Source organism: Pseudomonas sediminis (assembly GCF_039555755.1).
GTDB classification, from domain to species: domain Bacteria; phylum Pseudomonadota; class Gammaproteobacteria; order Pseudomonadales; family Pseudomonadaceae; genus Aquipseudomonas; species Aquipseudomonas mendocina_D.
Genome location: NZ_CP154631.1, coordinates 2,259,695 through 2,276,394, shown reverse-complemented (window position 1 = coordinate 2,276,394; position 16,700 = coordinate 2,259,695). Strand labels below are relative to the sequence as shown.

Below are 16,700 nucleotides of genomic sequence, written 5' to 3'. Positions count from 1 at the left end.
GGGACCGGCAGACTGGGGCCCACCGCCCCGGACCGAAGAACAGATAAGCGCTGGCCCACCATCGATAGGGCGCCAGCCCAACAAGAAATTTCGGATGTACGCATGCGCCAGGACGACGCATGAAACCCCAAAGGAATGGGCTTCGAAACACTGCCAGAGGGTTTGGAAAGCGGTTTGCAGCACGGCAAGACAGTGGTCACTCATCAACAGGTTGCGACGACGCAGTGGGCAGTTTCTGCCACCAGCCGCGTCCGCTGCAGCGTGCCCGAGCGCCACATCCGACGCCCGCAGCGAAGCGCTCGCCAGCCCCGAAACCCAGCAAACACCCAAACAGGTATCAGAAGCCTGACACCGCTGTTCTACGCTTCGACGATGCGTACCCAGCCGTGCCAGCGCGAACTGGATGCCGATTGAAGGGGAAACGTCCCATGCAGTCTGGAAAGATCGTGGTCGAACACCTGTACAAGGTTTTCGGCCCTAACCCACAAGAAGCCATCGACCTGCTCAAGGAAGGCTGGAGCAAGGAGAGGATTCTGGCCGAGAAAGGCGCCGTGATCGGCGTCAGCGATGTGTCGTTCAGTGTCGAAGAGGGCGAAATCTTCGTGCTCATGGGCCTGTCCGGTTCTGGCAAATCCACCCTGATCCGTCTGATCAACCGCCTGGTCGAGCCCAGCGGCGGTGACGTCTACATCGATGGCCAGAACGTGGCCAAGCTGCCGCAGTCGCAACTGATCGACCTGCGCCGCCGCGACATGAGCATGGTCTTCCAGTCATTCGCCCTGATGCCTTCGCGCAGCGTGCTGGACAACGCCGCCTTCGGCCTGGAAGTGGCCGGCACCGGCCGCAAGGAGCGCGAAAAGCGCGCCATGGAAGTGCTCAAGCAGGTTGGCCTGGACACTTTCGCCCAAAAGTACCCGCACGAACTCTCCGGCGGCATGCAGCAGCGCGTCGGCCTGGCCCGTGCGCTGACGGTCAACCCGTCGATGATCATCATGGACGAGGCCTTCTCCGCCCTCGACCCGCTCAAGCGCCGCGAAATGCAGGACGTGCTGCTGGAGCTGCAGAAGACCCATCGCCGTACCATCATCTTCGTCTCCCACGACATCGAAGAGGCCATGCGCATCGGTACCCGCATCGGCATCATGGAAGGCGGCAAGCTGATCCAGGTAGGCACCCCGCAGGAACTGATCGAAAAGCCAGCCAACGAGTACGTGCGCAACTTCTTCGACACCGTCGACACCAGCCGTTATCTCACCGCCGGCCAGCTCAAGGCCGACAGCGTGCCGACCTACGTCTACAACGGCAGCGCGCCGGACGCGGCGAAGATCTGCAAGGAGCTGCAGGCGCTGGACAAGCACTACGCCTTCATCGTCGACGAACAGAACAACTTCCAGGGTTCCATCAGCCTGGAGAAGATCGCCCTGATGGTCGACGGCGACGAACCCCGACCACTCGAAGCGGATGCGCTCAAGCAGGTCGTGCCGGTGCCCGAAGACATGCCGCTGGAAGATGTGATCACCCGTCTGGTGGACAACGAAGGTCCGATCCCGGTGGTGGACGCCGACGGCCATTACTGCGGCGCCATCAGCAAGGGCCGTCTGCTGACCCGACTGCAGGGGGAATCCAATGAGTGACAAGAAACTCGACCTGGGTAGCTGGGTCAACGACGTCGTCCAGCACCTGCTGGACAACTACAGCGGTGCCTTCGACAGCATTGGCAGCGTGGTCGCCGGCTTCTCCGAGGCCATCGAGAAGGTGCTGATGCTGCCGCCAGCCTGGTTGCTGATCGCCATCTTCGTTGCTCTCGGCCTGTGGCGCATCGGCGCACGCTTCGCGATCTTCACCGCCGTGGCCTTCATCCTGATCGTCATGACCGGTTTCTGGGATCAGACCGTGGTCACCCTCGGCCTGACCTTCTCTGCCACCCTGATTAGCCTGCTGCTGGGGATCCCACTAGGCATCTGGGCTGCCAAGAGCGAGCGCGTGGCGACCATCATCCGGCCGATTCTCGACTTCATGCAGACCATGCCGGCGTTCGTCTACCTGATCCCGGCTGCCATGCTCTTCGGCCTTGGTCGCGTACCAGGCATCATCGCCACGGTGATCTTCGCCATGCCGCCAGCCGTGCGCCTGACCAGCCTGGGTATCCGCCAGGTGAACAAGGAAATCGTCGAGGCCGGTCAATCCTTCGGCTGCACCAGCCGCCAGTTGCTGTTCAAGGTGCAACTGCCCAATGCCATGCCGTCGATCATGGCCGGGGTCAACCAGACCATCATGATGGCCCTGTCGATGGTGATCATCGCCTCGATGGTCGGCGCCGGTGGCCTGGGTAACGATGTATTGGCAAGTATCCAGCGACTGGACATCGGTCTAGGCTTCGAGAGCGGCATGGCCGTGGTGCTGCTGGCAATCATCCTCGACCGCATCACCGAAAGCTTCGGCACGCCGCAGACCGCCAAACGCGGCCTATTCGCCTGGTTCAGTGGCAAACTGCAGCGCCAGTCCAGCTAATACGTTTTTTTCACTTCACAGGGAACCGCAGATGAAAACGATCAAGACCACCGCCGTCATTGGCCTGTTGTCCTGCGCACTGATGCAGGGCGCCATGGCCGCTGAACCTGCCAGCTGCAAGCAGGTACGCTTTGCCGAAATTGGCTGGGCCGACATCGCCGCCACTACCGGTGTGGCCATGACCCTGGCCGAAGGCCTGGGCTATCAGCCACGCAAGATCATGGCCTCGGTGCCTATCGCCTTCACCGGCGTGAAGAGCGGCCAGGTCGATGTCTTCCTCGGCTACTGGGCGCCGTCGATGGACTCGGTGATCGAGCCCTTCCTCAAGGATGACGGCGTCAAGGTGCTGCCCAAGGCCAACCTCGAAGGCGCCAAGTACACCCTCGCCGTGCCGACCTACGCAGCCGAGGCTGGCCTGAAGAGCTTCCAGGACATCGCCAAGTTCAAGGATCAACTGGGCGGCAAGATCTACGGCATCGAGCCGGGTAACGACGGCAACCTGCTGATCGACGGCATGATCAAGAACAACCAGTTCGACCTCGGCGACTTCCGCATGGTCGAGTCCAGCGAAGCCGGGATGCTGGTGCAGGTATCGCGCGCCATCAAGAAGAAAGAGCCGGTGGTCTTCCTCGGCTGGGCGCCGCACCCGATGAACACTCAGCACGACATCACCTACCTGTCCGGCGGTGACGACGTGTTCGGCCCCGACTACGGCGCAGCCAAGGTCTACACCGTGGTACCTCCGGATTACGAAGCACGCTGCGAGAACGTCGGCAAACTGCTGAACAACCTGCAGTTCACCGTCGATATCGAAAGCCAACTGATGGAAAAGGTGCTGGAGAAGGAAAACCCGCAGACCGTCGCCAAGGAGTGGATCAAGGCCAACCCGGCGATCCTCGACCAGTGGCTGAACGGCGTGACCACCTTTGACGGTCAGGACGGCGTTGCCGCCGTGAAGAAACACGTCGGGCTGTAACAGGCCACGACCCGATTCGGGCTCGAACCTCAGGGTTCGAGCCTGAAAATCTCCTCGCAAACCACTAGCGGCTGATTTCTGGCCGTGACGGGGAGACTTTGCCCGCGAAACCGCTATCTGCTGCGCAACACGGATTCGCAAGGCCCGCAATGAGAACGAGCCAGTCAACGATTTTGCAACTGCCACTCACTGATGGAGCACAACAACATGCGCGTACTTAAGCACCTCTGCCTCGGCGCTGCCGCCCTGGCCATCGGCATGGGCAGCGCCCTGGCCGCTGACAAACCCACCCTGAAGATCGGCTACGTCAACGGCTGGGACGACAGCGTCGCCGTCACCCATGTCGCCGGTGAAATCCTGCAAAGCAAACTCGGCTACAGCGTCGAGCTGAAGCCGGTCGAACCCGCCATCATGTGGCAGGGCGTGGCCCGTGGCGACCTCGATGCCACCCTCTCCGCCTGGCTGCCGGCTACCCACGGCGAGTACTACGACAAGCTCAAGGACAAGGTGGAAATCCTCGGCACCAACTACTCCGGCGCCAAGATCGGCCTGATCGTGCCGGACTACGTACAAGCCAAGACCATCGAAGACCTGGAAAAATACGCCAAGGACTTCGACGGCAAGATCACCGGTATCGACGCCGGTGCCGGCGTGATGCGCCGCACCGAAGACGCCATCAAGGAATACAACCTGGCCAGCATCAAGCTGATGCCGAGCTCGGGCCCGGCCATGGCCACCGCCCTGACCCGTGCCGAGAAGGCGCAGAAGCCGATCGTGGTCACCGGCTGGATTCCGCACTGGATGTTCGCCAAGTGGAAACTGCGCTTCCTTGAAGATCCGAAGAAAGTCTTCGGCGACGACGAGCGTGTCGACACCGTGGCCAACCCGGAACTGAAGGGCAAGGCCGCCGACGCTGCTGCTTTCCTCAGCAAGATTTCCTGGAGCGGCGAAGAAGTCGGTGCAGTCATGCTGGCCATCCGCGAAGGCGCCAAGCCTGACCAGGCTGCCAAGGACTGGATCGCCCAGAACCCGGACCGCGTTGCGGAATGGCTGAAGTAAGCCTCACCCTGTCGCATCACAAAGCGGGCTTCGGCCCGCTTTGTCGTTTCCGTAGGATGTCGCAAGGTCGCGTGTGCACCGCAGGCACCGATGATAAGGCGGTGTGCACGGCCAAGGTGGCCCCGTGACAGCCTGCGGAATCGGCGCCCCGCCCCCCGCTCCCCACCTCGCTTGATTGATCGAACGATCAAAATCCGCCTAGACTCCGGCCCAACTTCACCCGCTGGAGATCCCCATGCCCAAGGTCGGCATGCAGCCCATTCGTCGTTCGCAACTGATCGCCGCCACCCTGGAAGCGGTCGACCAGGTCGGCATGGCCGATGCCAGCATCGCCTATATCGCCCGCCTGGCGGGGGTGTCGAACGGCATCATCAGCCACTACTTCAACGACAAGAACGGGCTGCTCGAAGCGACCATGCGCCATTTGATGCAGGCGCTCAGCAATGCCGTGGGAGAACGCCGTCGCGCATTGCGCGAGGACAGCCCTCGGGCACACCTGAAGGCGATGATCGATGGTAACTTCGACGACAGCCAGGTCAGCGGTCCGGCGATGAAAACCTGGCTGGCGTTCTGGGCCAGCAGCATGCATCAGCCGGCCCTGCGCCGCCTGCAGCGGGTCAATGATCACCGCCTCTACTCCAACCTGTGTGGCCAGTTCCATCGCGCACTGCCGCAGGATCAGGCGCGCTTCGCCGCCCGTGGGCTGGCTTCGCTGATCGACGGCCTGTGGCTGCGCGGCGCGCTGTCCGGCGAGGCCTTCGACACCGAACAGGCGCGCCGCATCGCTTACGACTATCTCGACCTGCAGTTGGCCAAGGCCTTGTAGGGTGCGCTGTGCGCACCGCGTACAACCCCCTCTTCTGATCATTTAGAGCCTGTTCAAAGTCTCGCGAGCTAGAGCCAGGCAATACCGATGGCGGCCCCGCGAATCGTGCGAAGAACGCTCGGAGTCGCGTTCGACTTTACGAGCTGTAAATGAGCATTCTGACCGGGCTGGCGTTCCAGCTTGATTTCAACGCTGCATGGCCGACGCGCAGCAGACTTTGAACACGCTCTTAGATCGCTAGGTGCGCATGGCGCACCCTACGGACGACCGTTCGCCCGCGTGCATGTCGCGTTTGGCTGCGCGCTGTCGTTTTTGTTGATTGATCGTTCAATTTAAATAAAATAGGCTGTTCTCTTAGCAGATTGCCAAGTGCAGAGGACAGCCCATGCCCCGTTTCTCCGAACAGCAGCTCTACATCGGTGGTCAGTACGTCGCCGCCAGCAGTGGAGAAACCTTCGACAGCATCAACCCGGCCACCGGTGAGGTGCTGGCCAAGGTGCAGCGCGCCAGCCAGGCCGACGTCGACCGTGCCGTGGCCAGTGCCACCGAAGGGCAGAAGGTGTGGGCAGCGATGACCGCCATGCAGCGCTCGCGCATCCTGCGCAAGGCCGTCGACATCCTGCGTGAGCGCAACGACGAGCTGGCCGAGCTGGAAACCCTCGACACCGGCAAGCCACTGTCGGAAACCCGCTACGTCGATATCGTTACCGGCGCCGACGTGCTGGAGTACTACGCTGGCCTGATCCCGGCCATCGAAGGCGAGCAGATCCCGCTGCGCGAGACCTCTTTCGTCTACACCCGTCGCGAACCGCTGGGCGTGGTCGCCGGCATCGGTGCCTGGAACTACCCGATCCAGATCGCCCTGTGGAAGTCCGCTCCGGCCCTGGCCGCCGGTAACGCGATGATCTTCAAGCCCAGCGAAGTCACCTCGCTGACCGCACTGAAACTGGCCGAGATCTATACCGCAGCCGGCCTGCCCGACGGCGTGTTCAACGTGCTCACCGGCAGCGGTCGCGAAGTCGGCCAGTGGCTGACCGAGCATCCGGGTATCGAGAAGATCTCCTTCACCGGCGGCACCGTCACCGGCAAGAAAGTGATGGCCAGCGCCTCCAGTTCCAGCCTCAAGGAAGTGACCATGGAGCTGGGCGGCAAGTCGCCGCTGATCGTGTTCGAGGACGCCGATCTGGACCGCGCCGCCGACATCGCGGTGATGGCCAACTTCTACAGTTCCGGCCAGGTATGCACCAACGGCACCCGCGTGTTCGTACCGCGCATGCTGCAAGCGCGCTTCGAGGCCAAGGTGCTGGAGCGCGTCAAGCGCATCCGCCTAGGCGATCCGCTCGGCGACACCACCAACTTCGGCCCGCTGGTGAGCTACGCGCACATGGAAAGCGTGCTCGGCTACATCGAGCAGGGCCGCAAAGAGGGCGCGCGCCTGCTGATCGGCGGTTCACGCGTCACGGATGGCGACTACGCCAAGGGCGCCTACGTGGCGCCGACCGTGTTCACCGACTGCCGCGACGACATGAGCATCGTGCGCGAGGAAATCTTCGGCCCGGTGATGAGCATCCTCATCTACGACAGCGAAGAGGAAGTGATCCGCCGCGCCAACGATACCGACTACGGCCTGGCTGCCGGCGTGGTGACTCGCGATCTGAACCGCGCGCACCGGGTGATCCACAAGCTGGAAGCCGGCATCTGCTGGATCAACACCTGGGGTGAGTCGCCGGCCGAAATGCCGGTGGGCGGCTACAAGCAGTCCGGCGTCGGCCGTGAGAACGGCCTGGTCACCCTCGGCCACTACACCCGCATCAAGTCGGTACAGCTGGAAATGGGCGATTACGCGTCAGTGTTCTGAACATCGTTCTGTGGGAGCGGCCGGGCGGCGCACCGCTTCAGCCGCGAAAGACATCGCGGATGAATCCGCTCCTACAAAGAATCGCCGCCCCCGTAGCCCGGATGCCATCCGGGGACATTCATCCAGGTTTTCCCGGCTCGCAGCCGGGCGACAGGAGGAGCCATGACCCAGGAATTCGACTACATCATCATCGGCGCCGGTTCGGCCGGTAACGTCCTGGCCACCCGGCTAACCGAAGACGCAGACGTCAGCGTACTGCTGCTGGAAGCTGGCGGCCCAGATTACCGCCTCGATTTCCGCACCCAGATGCCGGCCGCCCTGGCCTTCCCGCTGCAGGGGCGGCGCTACAACTGGGCCTACGAGACCGAACCCGAGCCGTACATGAACAACCGCCGTATGGAGTGCGGACGCGGCAAGGGCCTGGGCGGCTCATCCTTGATCAACGGCATGTGCTACATCCGCGGCAACGCGCTGGATTTCGACAATTGGGCCACGGCCAAAGGCCTGGAAGACTGGACTTATCTGGACTGCCTGCCGTATTTCCGCAAGGCGGAAACCCGCGATATCGGCCCCAACGATTACCACGGCGGCGATGGCCCGGTGAGCGTGACCACGCCAAAGGCCGGCAACAACCCGCTGTTCCACGCCATGGTCGAGGCCGGCGTGCAGGCTGGTTACCCACGCACCGATGACCTCAACGGCTATCAGCAGGAAGGATTCGGCCCGATGGACCGCACCGTGACCCCGGAAGGCCGCCGCGCCAGCACCGCACGCGGTTATCTGGACCAAGCCCGCGAGCGGCCGAGCCTGACCATCGTCACCCACGCCACCACCGACCGCATCCTGTTCGACGGCAAGCGCGCCAGCGGCGTGAGCTACCTGATCGGCAACTCGAACAACGCCACTGAAGCCCGCGCCCGTCGCGAAGTGCTGCTGTGCGCCGGCGCCATCGCCTCGCCGCAGATCCTGCAGCGCTCCGGCGTTGGCCCTGCCGCGCTGCTGCGCGAGCTGGATATCCCGCTGGTGCATGAACTGCCTGGCGTCGGCCAGAACCTGCAAGACCACCTCGAGATGTACCTGCAGTACGCCTGCACCCAGCCAGTGTCACTGTACCCGGCGCTCAAGCTGCTCAACCAACCGGGCATCGGCGCGCAATGGCTGTTCGCCGGCAACGGCATCGGCGCCAGCAACCAGTTCGAGGCCGGCGGTTTCATCCGCACGCGCACGGAGTTCGCCTGGCCCAACATCCAGTTCCACTTCTTGCCGGTGGCGATCAACTACAACGGCAGCAACGCAGTCAACGAGCACGGTTTCCAGGCTCATGTCGGCTCGATGCGCTCGCCCAGCCGCGGACGCATCCAGCTCAAGTCCAAGGACCCGCGCCAGCACCCGAGCATCCTCTTCAACTACATGAGTCATGAGCAGGACTGGCAGGAGTTCCGCGACGGCATTCGCCTCACCCGCGAGATCATGGCACAACCGGCACTGGACCCTTACCGTGGCCGTGAAATCAGCCCTGGCGCGCATGTGCAGAGCGACGCCGAGCTCGATGCCTTCATTCGTGAGCACGCGGAAACCGCCTTCCACCCGTCCTGCTCGTGCAAGATGGGTGAGGACGACATGGCAGTCGTGGATAGCCAGGGCCGCGTGCACGGCGTGCAGGGCTTGCGCGTGGTGGATGCGTCGATCATGCCGGAGATCATCACCGGCAACCTCAACGCCACCACCATCATGATGGCGGAGAAGATCGCGGACCGGATTCGTGGTCGCCAGCCTTTGCCGCGCAGCACCGCGCCTTACTTCGTCGCTGGTGAGCGTCCGGTGCGCGGCACGCCGCTGCGCAGCCAGCACGACAGGTTAGTCGGGTAATTCCTGGCGGATCATCCAATGCCCCTCGGGCGGCATCAGCCGGCCGAGGTCGAAGCGATCCAGCGCGTCCGCGTCGAGCATTTCGATCTGCGGGCTCACCAGTTGCGGCAGTTTTTCGCCCTGCAGGCCACGAACGGCCATATCCAGCGCGATACGAGCCTGAATCACCGGTGAATCGGTGGGCGCGGCCAGCACCTGTCCCTCGCGAATCTGTTCCAGCACCCGCTCGGTGGCGTACAGCGACAGCACCTGCGCCTCGGAGCCGAGGTTGCGCACCAACTGCGCAGCGAAGGCCGCTGCCTCGGCATTGGCGATCAGATAATCGAGATGCGGATGCTGCTTGAACAACTCGCGCGCAAGCTGCGCCTGCCGGCTGCGATCCACCGGGCCGTAGCCGCCATGGATCAGGGTCACCTGGGTTCCCGGCAAGGCATCGCGCAGACCGCGTTCGGCATCCTGCACCCAGCCTGCATCGGCTGGGCCGGGTAGCCAGCCGACCTGAATCGGCCGACCGTCGCTGATGCGCACCAGATACTCAAGCGTGGTGCGCGCCATGTCGGCGAAATCGACCCGCGAGTGTGCGCTCAGCGTTGGGCACTCCAGGCGATTGACCAGATCGATGACCGGGCGGCCCGCCTTGCTCTGCACTTCTGCCGCGCTGCACAGGTCATAGGTGTTGATGCTGGCGACGACGAAGGCATCGGCGCCCTCGGCCACGCAATGCTCGAACTGCTCCACCTGCACCTCGGCATGCTCGTAGCCACCAGCCTCATAGATGCCCAGGCGCACGCCCAGACGGTTGGCCTCCTGGTCCAGACCCCAGGCCACGCCCCACCAGTAGCGATCCTTGCCATGAGGCAATAGCGCGCAGATCCGCCAGGGCTGGCTGGCCACCGGCAGAGGCCGGTAATCCAGCAGGCGGCCATCGGCGCGTACCGGATACGGGAACCACTCGGCTGCCAGCAGCGGCTGACAGGCCAGCGAAAACCACAGAGACAACCAGCGCATGAAGCCATCCTTAGCCCTTGCGGGGCGATGTGCCAGTCAACCCAGCGTAGCAACTCCCATTGACTCGCGCCTGCCTGCAGCCTGCCGCGGTTGCCCCCACAGAACCCGCAGCCTAGAGTGAAAGGCACAACCCATGAGAACAGCATGACCAACCCTGCCCTGCTCGACCCACGCACCGCCCGCCTGCTGCCCTGGATAGTCGCCATCGCCTTCTTCATGCAGACGCTTGACGGCACCATCCTCAATACGGCGCTGCCAGCCATGGCGGGCGATCTCAACGAAGATCCACTGCGCATGCAGTCGGTGGTGATCGCCTACATGCTCACCGTGGCCCTGCTGATACCGGCCTCTGGCTGGGTAGCCGACCGTTTCGGTACGCGGCGTATCTTCTTCGGCGCCATCGCCCTGTTCAGCCTCGGTTCACTGCTCTGCGCGCTGTCAGAGTCGCTCAGCATGCTGATCGGCGCACGGGTCATCCAGGGCCTGGGCGGCGCGCTGATGATGCCGGTCGGGCGCCTGGTGGTGCTGCGCGCTTATCCGCGCTCGGAGCTGGTGCGGATCATGAGCTTCATCACCCTGCCCGGCCTGCTCGGCCCGCTGATCGGCCCAAGTCTAGGCGGCTGGCTGGTGGAGGTGGCCAGCTGGCACTGGATTTTCCTGATCAACCTGCCGGTGGGACTGCTCGGCTGTTGGGCGGTATGGCGGCACATGCCGGATCTGCGCGGGCCGGAACGCAGCCGCTTCGATACCGCCGGTTTCCTGCTGTTCGGCGCGGCGATGCTGCTGATCACCGTGGCGCTGGAAGGGCTGGGCGAGCTGCACCTGCCAACCATGCGCGTGGTGCTGCTGTTGCTCGGCGGCATGGCCTGCCTGGCCGCCTACTGGCTGCGCGCCGGGCGCATCGAGCACCCCTTGTTCTCACCCGCGCTATTTCATACCCGTAGCTTCGCCGTGGGCATCATCGGCAACCTGTTCGCCCGCCTCGGTAGCGGCGCGCTGCCCTTCCTCACGCCGCTGTTGCTGCAACTGGCGATGGGCTATTCGCCGGCCCAGGCCGGCATGAGCCTGATCCCGCTGGCACTGGCGGCGATGGCGGCCAAGCCCCTGGCCAAACCGCTGATCGAACGCCTCGGCTACCGCACCATCCTCACCAGCAATACCTTGCTGCTCGGCGCCCTGATCGCCAGCCTGGCGCTGGTCGATGCCGAGACCTCGACGATGCAGTTGATCATCCAGCTAGGCCTGATCGGCGCCTGCAACTCACTGCAGTTCACCGCAATGAATACCGTGACCCTGATCGACCTGGACAACCGCGACGCCAGCAGCGGCAACAGCCTGCTGTCGGTGGTGGTGCAACTGGCGATGGGCCTCGGCGTTGCGTCGGCGGCAGCGCTGCTCAGTGGTTTCAGCCGTGAACTGGGTGACAGTGGGCATGTGTTGCAGGCGTTCCAGGCCACCTACCTGTGCGTCGGCCTGCTGTCGATGCTGGCGGCAGCGATCTTCCTGCAACTGGATGCGAAAGATGGCCGCAGCGGCCGCAATATCGAGGTTTCAGCGGACGAATGATCGGGCCTGCTACACTGCCGCCCTGTTTCGCCATCCCCGAGCACTTGCCGTGACCGCTACCGCCTTCGCCAGCCTGCCCATTTCTGCCGCCATGCAGGCCAACCTCGCCGCCATCGGCTATGCCGAGATGACGCCGATCCAGGCCGCCAGCCTGCCGCTGATTCTCAAGGGCCGCGATCTGATCGCCCAGGCCAAGACCGGCAGCGGCAAGACCGCAGCCTTCGGCATCGGCCTGCTGCACCCGCTCAACCCGCGCTACTTCGGCTGCCAGGCCATGGTGCTGTGCCCGACGCGCGAACTGGCCGATCAGGTGGCCAAGGAACTCCGCCGCCTGGCCCGCGCCGCCGACAACATCAAGGTGCTCACCCTCTGCGGCGGCGTACCCTTCGGACCGCAGATCGGCTCGCTGGAGCATGGTGCGCACGTAATAGTCGGCACCCCGGGGCGGGTACAGGAGCACCTGCGCAAGGGCACGCTGAAAGTCGATGGACTCAATACCCTGGTGCTCGACGAAGCTGACCGCATGCTCGACATGGGTTTCATCGACAGCATCAGTGAAATCATCGAGCAGACCCCGGCACGCCGTCAGACCCTGCTGTTCTCCGCCACCTATCCGCCTGCCATCGAACAGCTTGCCGCGCGTTTCTTGCGTAGCCCGGAGCGGGTCGAAGTGGAGGCTCAGCATGATGACGGACAGATCGAGCAGCGCTTCTACGAAATAGCGCCGAGCCAGCGCATGGAAGCGGTCAGCACCCTGCTGCGGCATTTCCGCAAGCAACCAACCGTGGCCTTCTGCGCCACGCGCCAGCAGTGCGACGAGCTGGCCGCGCAACTGGAAGCCGAGAAGATCTCCGCCGCGGCCCTGCATGGCGATCTGGAACAGCGCGATCGCGACCAGATCCTCGCCCTGTTCGCCAATCGCAGCCTCAGTGTGCTGGTGGCCACCGACGTGGCCGCGCGCGGCCTGGATATCGCGGGGCTGGAAATGGTGATCAACGTCGAGCTGTCGCGTGATGCCGAGGTGCATATCCACCGTATCGGCCGTAGTGGTCGCGCTGGCGAGAAAGGCCTGGCACTGAGCCTGGTGGCGCCCGCTGAAGCCGGTCGCGCCCAGGCCATCGAAACCCTGCAAGGCAAGGAGCTGGCCTGGTACCCATTACCCGCGGCCAAGGCAACGGGTGAGCCGTTGCTGCCGCCGATGCATACGCTGTGCATCGGCGCCGGACGCAAGGACAAGCTGCGCCCCGGCGATATTCTCGGTGCCCTGACCGGCGACGCCGGGCTGCCCGGTAGCCAGGTCGGCAGGATCGCCCTGTTCGACTACCAGGCCTATGTCGCAGTCGAGCGCGATGTCGCCCGCCAGGCGCTCAAGCGCCTCACTGAGGGCAAGATCAAGGGCAGAACACTGCGCGTGCGTCTACTGTAAGAGCCTGCACACGGCCTGCTGCGCGTCGGCGCTACTGCGTTGAAAGCAAGCTCGGACGCTCGTTTTCCTGCCGGGCGCTCTGGCTCGCAAGATCGCGAACAGGCTCTTAGGCTGATATAAAGCATCAAAAGGCCTGGGCCGGAGTTACCCATGCGCAATATTCTGGTCATTGAAGACAGTCCACTGGTACTGAAGATCCTCGAACATCTGTTTCGCCAGGAAACCGATCTGGAGCCGATCTTCTGTGCCTCGCTAGCAGAAGCCGAAGTGATGCTGGAAACCTCGGCCGCGCTGTTCTTCGCCGCCATCGTCGACCTGCACCTGCCCGATGCACCGGACGGCGAGAGCGTCGACCTGGTGATGCGCTATAACCTGCCGTGCATCGTGCTCAGTGGCAGCTACAACGAACAGCGGCGCGACGACCTGCTGATGAAAGGCGTGGTCGACTACGTGCTCAAGGAAAGCCAGCACTCCTACGAGTACGCCTTCCGCCTGCTGCACCGGCTCGATCACAACAGCCATATCAAGATTCTCATCGCCGACGACTCTGCAGCGCAGCGCCATTACATCCGCCACATTCTCGAAGCGCACCACTACCAGATCATCGAAGCCAGCGACGGCAAGGAGACTCTGCGCCAGCTGAACGAGCACCCCGACCTCGACCTGCTGGTCCTCGATCATGCCATGCCGGGCGTCAGCGGCTTCGAGCTGGTCAAGCTGCTGCGCCAGAAGCTGCGCCTCAATGACCTGATCATCATTGGCGTTTCCGCCGACCCCAAAGGCTCGCTCAGCGCCCAGTTCATCAAGCATGGCGCCGACGATTTCCTGCGCAAGCCGTTCTGCCCGGAAGAGCTGAACTGCCGGGTGATGTCGACTCTGGAGCGCCGCGACCTGTTGCGCGCCCTGAAGAAGGCGGCGCAGTTCGATGCCCTGACCGGCTTGAACAATCGCCGGGCCTTCTACGAACAGGGCCTGAAGATGCTGCAGCAGGCGCAACGGGAAGGCCGCGAGATCAGCGTGGCGATGCTCGACCTCGATCACTTCAAGCAGATCAACGATGGCTTCGGCCATGCCAGCGGCGACAGCGCCCTGGTGGTATTCGCACGGGCGATGAGCAATGCCTTCCCCGACATGCTGCTCGGCCGCCTGGGTGGCGAGGAGTTCGCCCTGCTCACCCTGCATGGCGCGGAGCACGTAGCCCAGGCGCTGGATAGATTGCGCCGCCAGTGTGCCGGGCTGCACTACACCGTAGGCGCCCCGCCGTTATCGTTCAGCGCCGGGCTGTATCAGGGTGAGCCGGAAGACCTGGAGAGCCTGCTGCACGAAGCCGACATTCGCCTATATCGGGCCAAGCAGCAGGGCCGCGCGCGCACTGTCCTGGCCTGATCAGGGAGCGTGCCGCTGTAGCGTCGTGGCATAGCTGCCATCGTCGCTCATCGCCTGAATCGCTGCATCGAAGCGTCTGGCGATCTCGCGAAAATGGGGATGGCTGCGCCTCACCAGTATGTGCAGGCCATTCTCGCTCAGCGGCAAGGGCAAGAACTCCAGCTCATCGCGAATGGAGTTCAACTCTCGCGCGAGAACATGACGCGCCACCAACTCGTCTTCCAGCGCGAGCTGCACTCGCCCGGCATGCAACATGCGTGCGGCAATCTCGAAGCTGCCGACACCCACCTTGAGCAGGCGCGGGTCGCTGTCGAACTCCTTGGAATAGGCATAGCCGCGAATCACCGCGATGCTGTACGGGTAGAGATCGGCCAGGTTTTCGAAGCGAATCGAACCGCCCTTGCGCTGCATCAGGCGGATGCGATTGACCAGATAGGGCTGGGAAAAATAGCCGTACTCGGTGCGCTCGGCGCTGTACCAGGCGTTGATCAGCACGTCGTAGTCGCCGCGCTTGAGCCCCAATACCGCTCGCTCCCAGGGCACTTCCACATAACTGGTGCTGTAGCCCGCGCGCTTGAGCGCCTGTTCCACCAGGTCACTGGCCAGCCCCTTGCCGGGAAGGTCCTGGTCATTGAAAGGCGGCCAGGGATTGGCCACCAGACGCAGCAGTTCGGCCGAGGCCAGCGCAGGCGACAGCAGGAGGAGCAATAGCCAGACGCGTACTGCAGGCATGGGTGACAATCCATCCGAAATCTTCGTTCTAGTGATAGCAGGCGCAGGGCCACTCGTCACTGTCTCAAATTCGAGACAGTCACCGGAGCATGCCACTGGTGCCAGCGGCATGCCGACAGAACCGGGTGTACAGAGCGGCTTCGGGTAAACTTGCAAGGTTTTCACGCAGCCTTTCTGCGGCAATGAACCACCCGAGGACCTATCGTGTTGCAAACCGACGTACTGATCATCGGCGCAGGCGCCGCCGGCCTCATGTGCGCTGCCAGCGCCGCCGCTCGTGGCCGTCGGGTGCTGGTGCTCGACCACGCCAACAAGGCCGGCAAGAAGATTCTCATGTCCGGTGGTGGCCGCTGCAACTTCACCAACCTGTACTGCGAGCCGGGTAATTTCCTCTCTGGTAACCCGCACTTCTGCAAGTCGGCCCTGGCGCGCTTCACTCAATGGGACTTCATCGGCCTGGTGGCCAAGCATGGCGTGCCGTATCACGAGAAGAAACTCGGCCAGCTGTTCTGCGATAACAAGTCCAGCGACATCCTCGAACTGCTGCTGGCCGAGTGCGCAGAAGCAGGCGCAGAGATCCGCCTCGATACCGCCGTGCAGAGCATCGAGAAAACCGACGCCGGCTTCTGCCTGCAAACCGATCTCGGCGCCGTGGCCTGCCAGTCGCTGGTGATCGCCACCGGAGGGCTGTCGATTCCGACCCTGGGCGCCACCGGCTTCGGCTATCAGGTGGCCAGGCAATTCGGCCACGAACTGCTGCCAACCCGCGCCGGGCTGGTGCCGTTCACCCTCACCGATCCGCAACTCAAGGCGCTGTGCACCGAGCTGTCCGGCACTTCGGTGGAGGATTGCCGGGTAAGCTGCAACGGCCAGAGCTTCGTCGAGAACATCCTCTTCACCCACCGCGGCCTGTCCGGGCCGGCGATCCTGCAGATTTCCTCCTACTGGCAGCCGGGCGACACCGTGCACATCGACCTGCTGCCGCACATCGATCTGCCTGAATGGCTGGCGACGCAACAGCGCGAGCGCGGCAACAGCGAGCTGAAAACTCTGCTGGCCGAGCTGTTCACCAAAAAGATGGCGACCCTGCTGGTCGACGCCTGGTTCAGCAACAAACCCCTCAAGCAGTACACGCCTGGCGAGCTCAAGACGATCGCCGAGCGTCTCTCCGACTGGCAGCTGGTGCCGGCCGGCACCGAGGGCTACCGCACCGCCGAGGTAACCCTGGGCGGGGTGAACACCGACGAGGTGTCGTCGAAGACGCTGGAGTCGCTCAAGGTGCCGGGGCTGTATTTCATCGGCGAAGTGCTCGACGTCACCGGCCACCTCGGCGGCTTCAACTTCCAATGGGCCTGGGCTTCGGGCTACGCCGCCGCGCAATACGTCTGAGACAAAATTTTGCGCCCCATTTGAAGGCGCGCCGGGAACTGCCGGCGCGGCGCAGACTCTGCTGTGAACAGCTTATGCAACGCTGCAATCACAG

The 16,700-nt window shown here is 63.6% G+C and carries 13 protein-coding genes; 11 read left to right on the top strand and 2 right to left on the bottom strand.

Going from position 1 to position 16,700, the window contains the following annotated elements; all coding sequences use genetic code 11:
• Positions 1 to 428 precede the first annotated feature (428 nt).
• From AAEQ75_RS10820 to betA, 7 genes are all read left to right on the top strand, one after another.
• Positions 429 to 1,634, top strand: a complete 1,206-nt coding sequence (locus tag AAEQ75_RS10820; protein ID WP_343352268.1) for a quaternary amine ABC transporter ATP-binding protein — start codon at positions 429 to 431, stop codon at positions 1,632 to 1,634.
• A complete protein-coding gene (locus tag AAEQ75_RS10815; RefSeq protein WP_099522842.1) occupies positions 1,627 to 2,511 on the top strand; it encodes an ABC transporter permease in 885 nt (294 codons plus the stop codon). Before AAEQ75_RS10820 ends, AAEQ75_RS10815 begins: the two co-directional genes overlap by 8 nt.
• 31 nt (positions 2,512 to 2,542) lie before the next feature.
• On the top strand, positions 2,543 to 3,487 hold the full coding sequence (locus AAEQ75_RS10810; protein ID WP_316914106.1) for a choline ABC transporter substrate-binding protein: 945 nt from the start codon (positions 2,543 to 2,545) through the stop codon (positions 3,485 to 3,487).
• A gap of 207 nt (positions 3,488 to 3,694) precedes the next feature.
• Positions 3,695 to 4,546: a glycine betaine ABC transporter substrate-binding protein gene (locus AAEQ75_RS10805; protein WP_343352265.1), complete on the top strand. Its 852-nt coding sequence runs from the start codon at positions 3,695 to 3,697 to the stop codon at positions 4,544 to 4,546.
• Positions 4,547 to 4,781: 235 nt separating this feature from the next.
• Positions 4,782 to 5,372 carry a transcriptional regulator BetI gene (gene betI / locus AAEQ75_RS10800; RefSeq protein WP_343352263.1) on the top strand — a complete coding sequence of 197 codons (591 nt, stop codon included), beginning with the start codon at positions 4,782 to 4,784 and terminating at the stop codon, positions 5,370 to 5,372.
• Positions 5,373 to 5,757: 385 nt separating this feature from the next.
• On the top strand, positions 5,758 to 7,230 hold the full coding sequence (betB, locus tag AAEQ75_RS10795) for a betaine-aldehyde dehydrogenase (protein WP_343352261.1): 1,473 nt from the start codon (positions 5,758 to 5,760) through the stop codon (positions 7,228 to 7,230).
• A gap of 162 nt (positions 7,231 to 7,392) precedes the next feature.
• Positions 7,393 to 9,099 (top strand): choline dehydrogenase, encoded by a 1,707-nt coding sequence (betA, locus tag AAEQ75_RS10790; protein WP_343352259.1) that lies wholly within the window; start codon positions 7,393 to 7,395, stop codon positions 9,097 to 9,099.
• Here betA and torT read toward each other — a convergent pair.
• Complete coding sequence (gene torT / locus AAEQ75_RS10785; protein WP_343352257.1) at positions 9,088 to 10,107, bottom strand: TMAO reductase system periplasmic protein TorT; 1,020 nt, start codon at positions 10,105 to 10,107, stop codon at positions 9,088 to 9,090. The two genes, betA and torT, sit on opposite strands and share 12 nt — an antisense overlap.
• Positions 10,108 to 10,251: 144 nt before the next feature.
• On the opposite strand from torT, the gene mdtD reads away from it, so the two are divergent.
• The 3 genes from mdtD to AAEQ75_RS10770 all read left to right on the top strand — a co-directional run bounded on the left by mdtD (position 10,252) and on the right by AAEQ75_RS10770 (position 14,485).
• Positions 10,252 to 11,673: a multidrug transporter subunit MdtD gene (gene mdtD / locus AAEQ75_RS10780; protein WP_343352255.1), complete on the top strand. Its 1,422-nt coding sequence runs from the start codon at positions 10,252 to 10,254 to the stop codon at positions 11,671 to 11,673.
• A gap of 49 nt (positions 11,674 to 11,722) precedes the next feature.
• Positions 11,723 to 13,099 carry an ATP-dependent RNA helicase DbpA gene (gene dbpA, locus AAEQ75_RS10775; protein ID WP_343352253.1) on the top strand — a complete coding sequence of 459 codons (1,377 nt, stop codon included), beginning with the start codon at positions 11,723 to 11,725 and terminating at the stop codon, positions 13,097 to 13,099.
• Positions 13,100 to 13,249: 150 nt separating this feature from the next.
• Positions 13,250 to 14,485 carry a GGDEF domain-containing response regulator gene (locus AAEQ75_RS10770; RefSeq protein WP_343352251.1) on the top strand — a complete coding sequence of 412 codons (1,236 nt, stop codon included), beginning with the start codon at positions 13,250 to 13,252 and terminating at the stop codon, positions 14,483 to 14,485.
• On the opposite strand, the gene AAEQ75_RS10765 is transcribed toward AAEQ75_RS10770, so the two are convergent.
• A complete protein-coding gene (locus tag AAEQ75_RS10765; RefSeq protein ID WP_296233073.1) occupies positions 14,486 to 15,217 on the bottom strand; it encodes a substrate-binding periplasmic protein in 732 nt (243 codons plus the stop codon).
• A gap of 204 nt (positions 15,218 to 15,421) precedes the next feature.
• Here AAEQ75_RS10765 and AAEQ75_RS10760 point away from each other — a divergent pair, with 204 nt between their 5' ends.
• On the top strand, positions 15,422 to 16,606 hold the full coding sequence (locus AAEQ75_RS10760) for an NAD(P)/FAD-dependent oxidoreductase (protein WP_343352248.1): 1,185 nt from the start codon (positions 15,422 to 15,424) through the stop codon (positions 16,604 to 16,606).
• Positions 16,607 to 16,700: the final 94 nt, after the last annotated feature.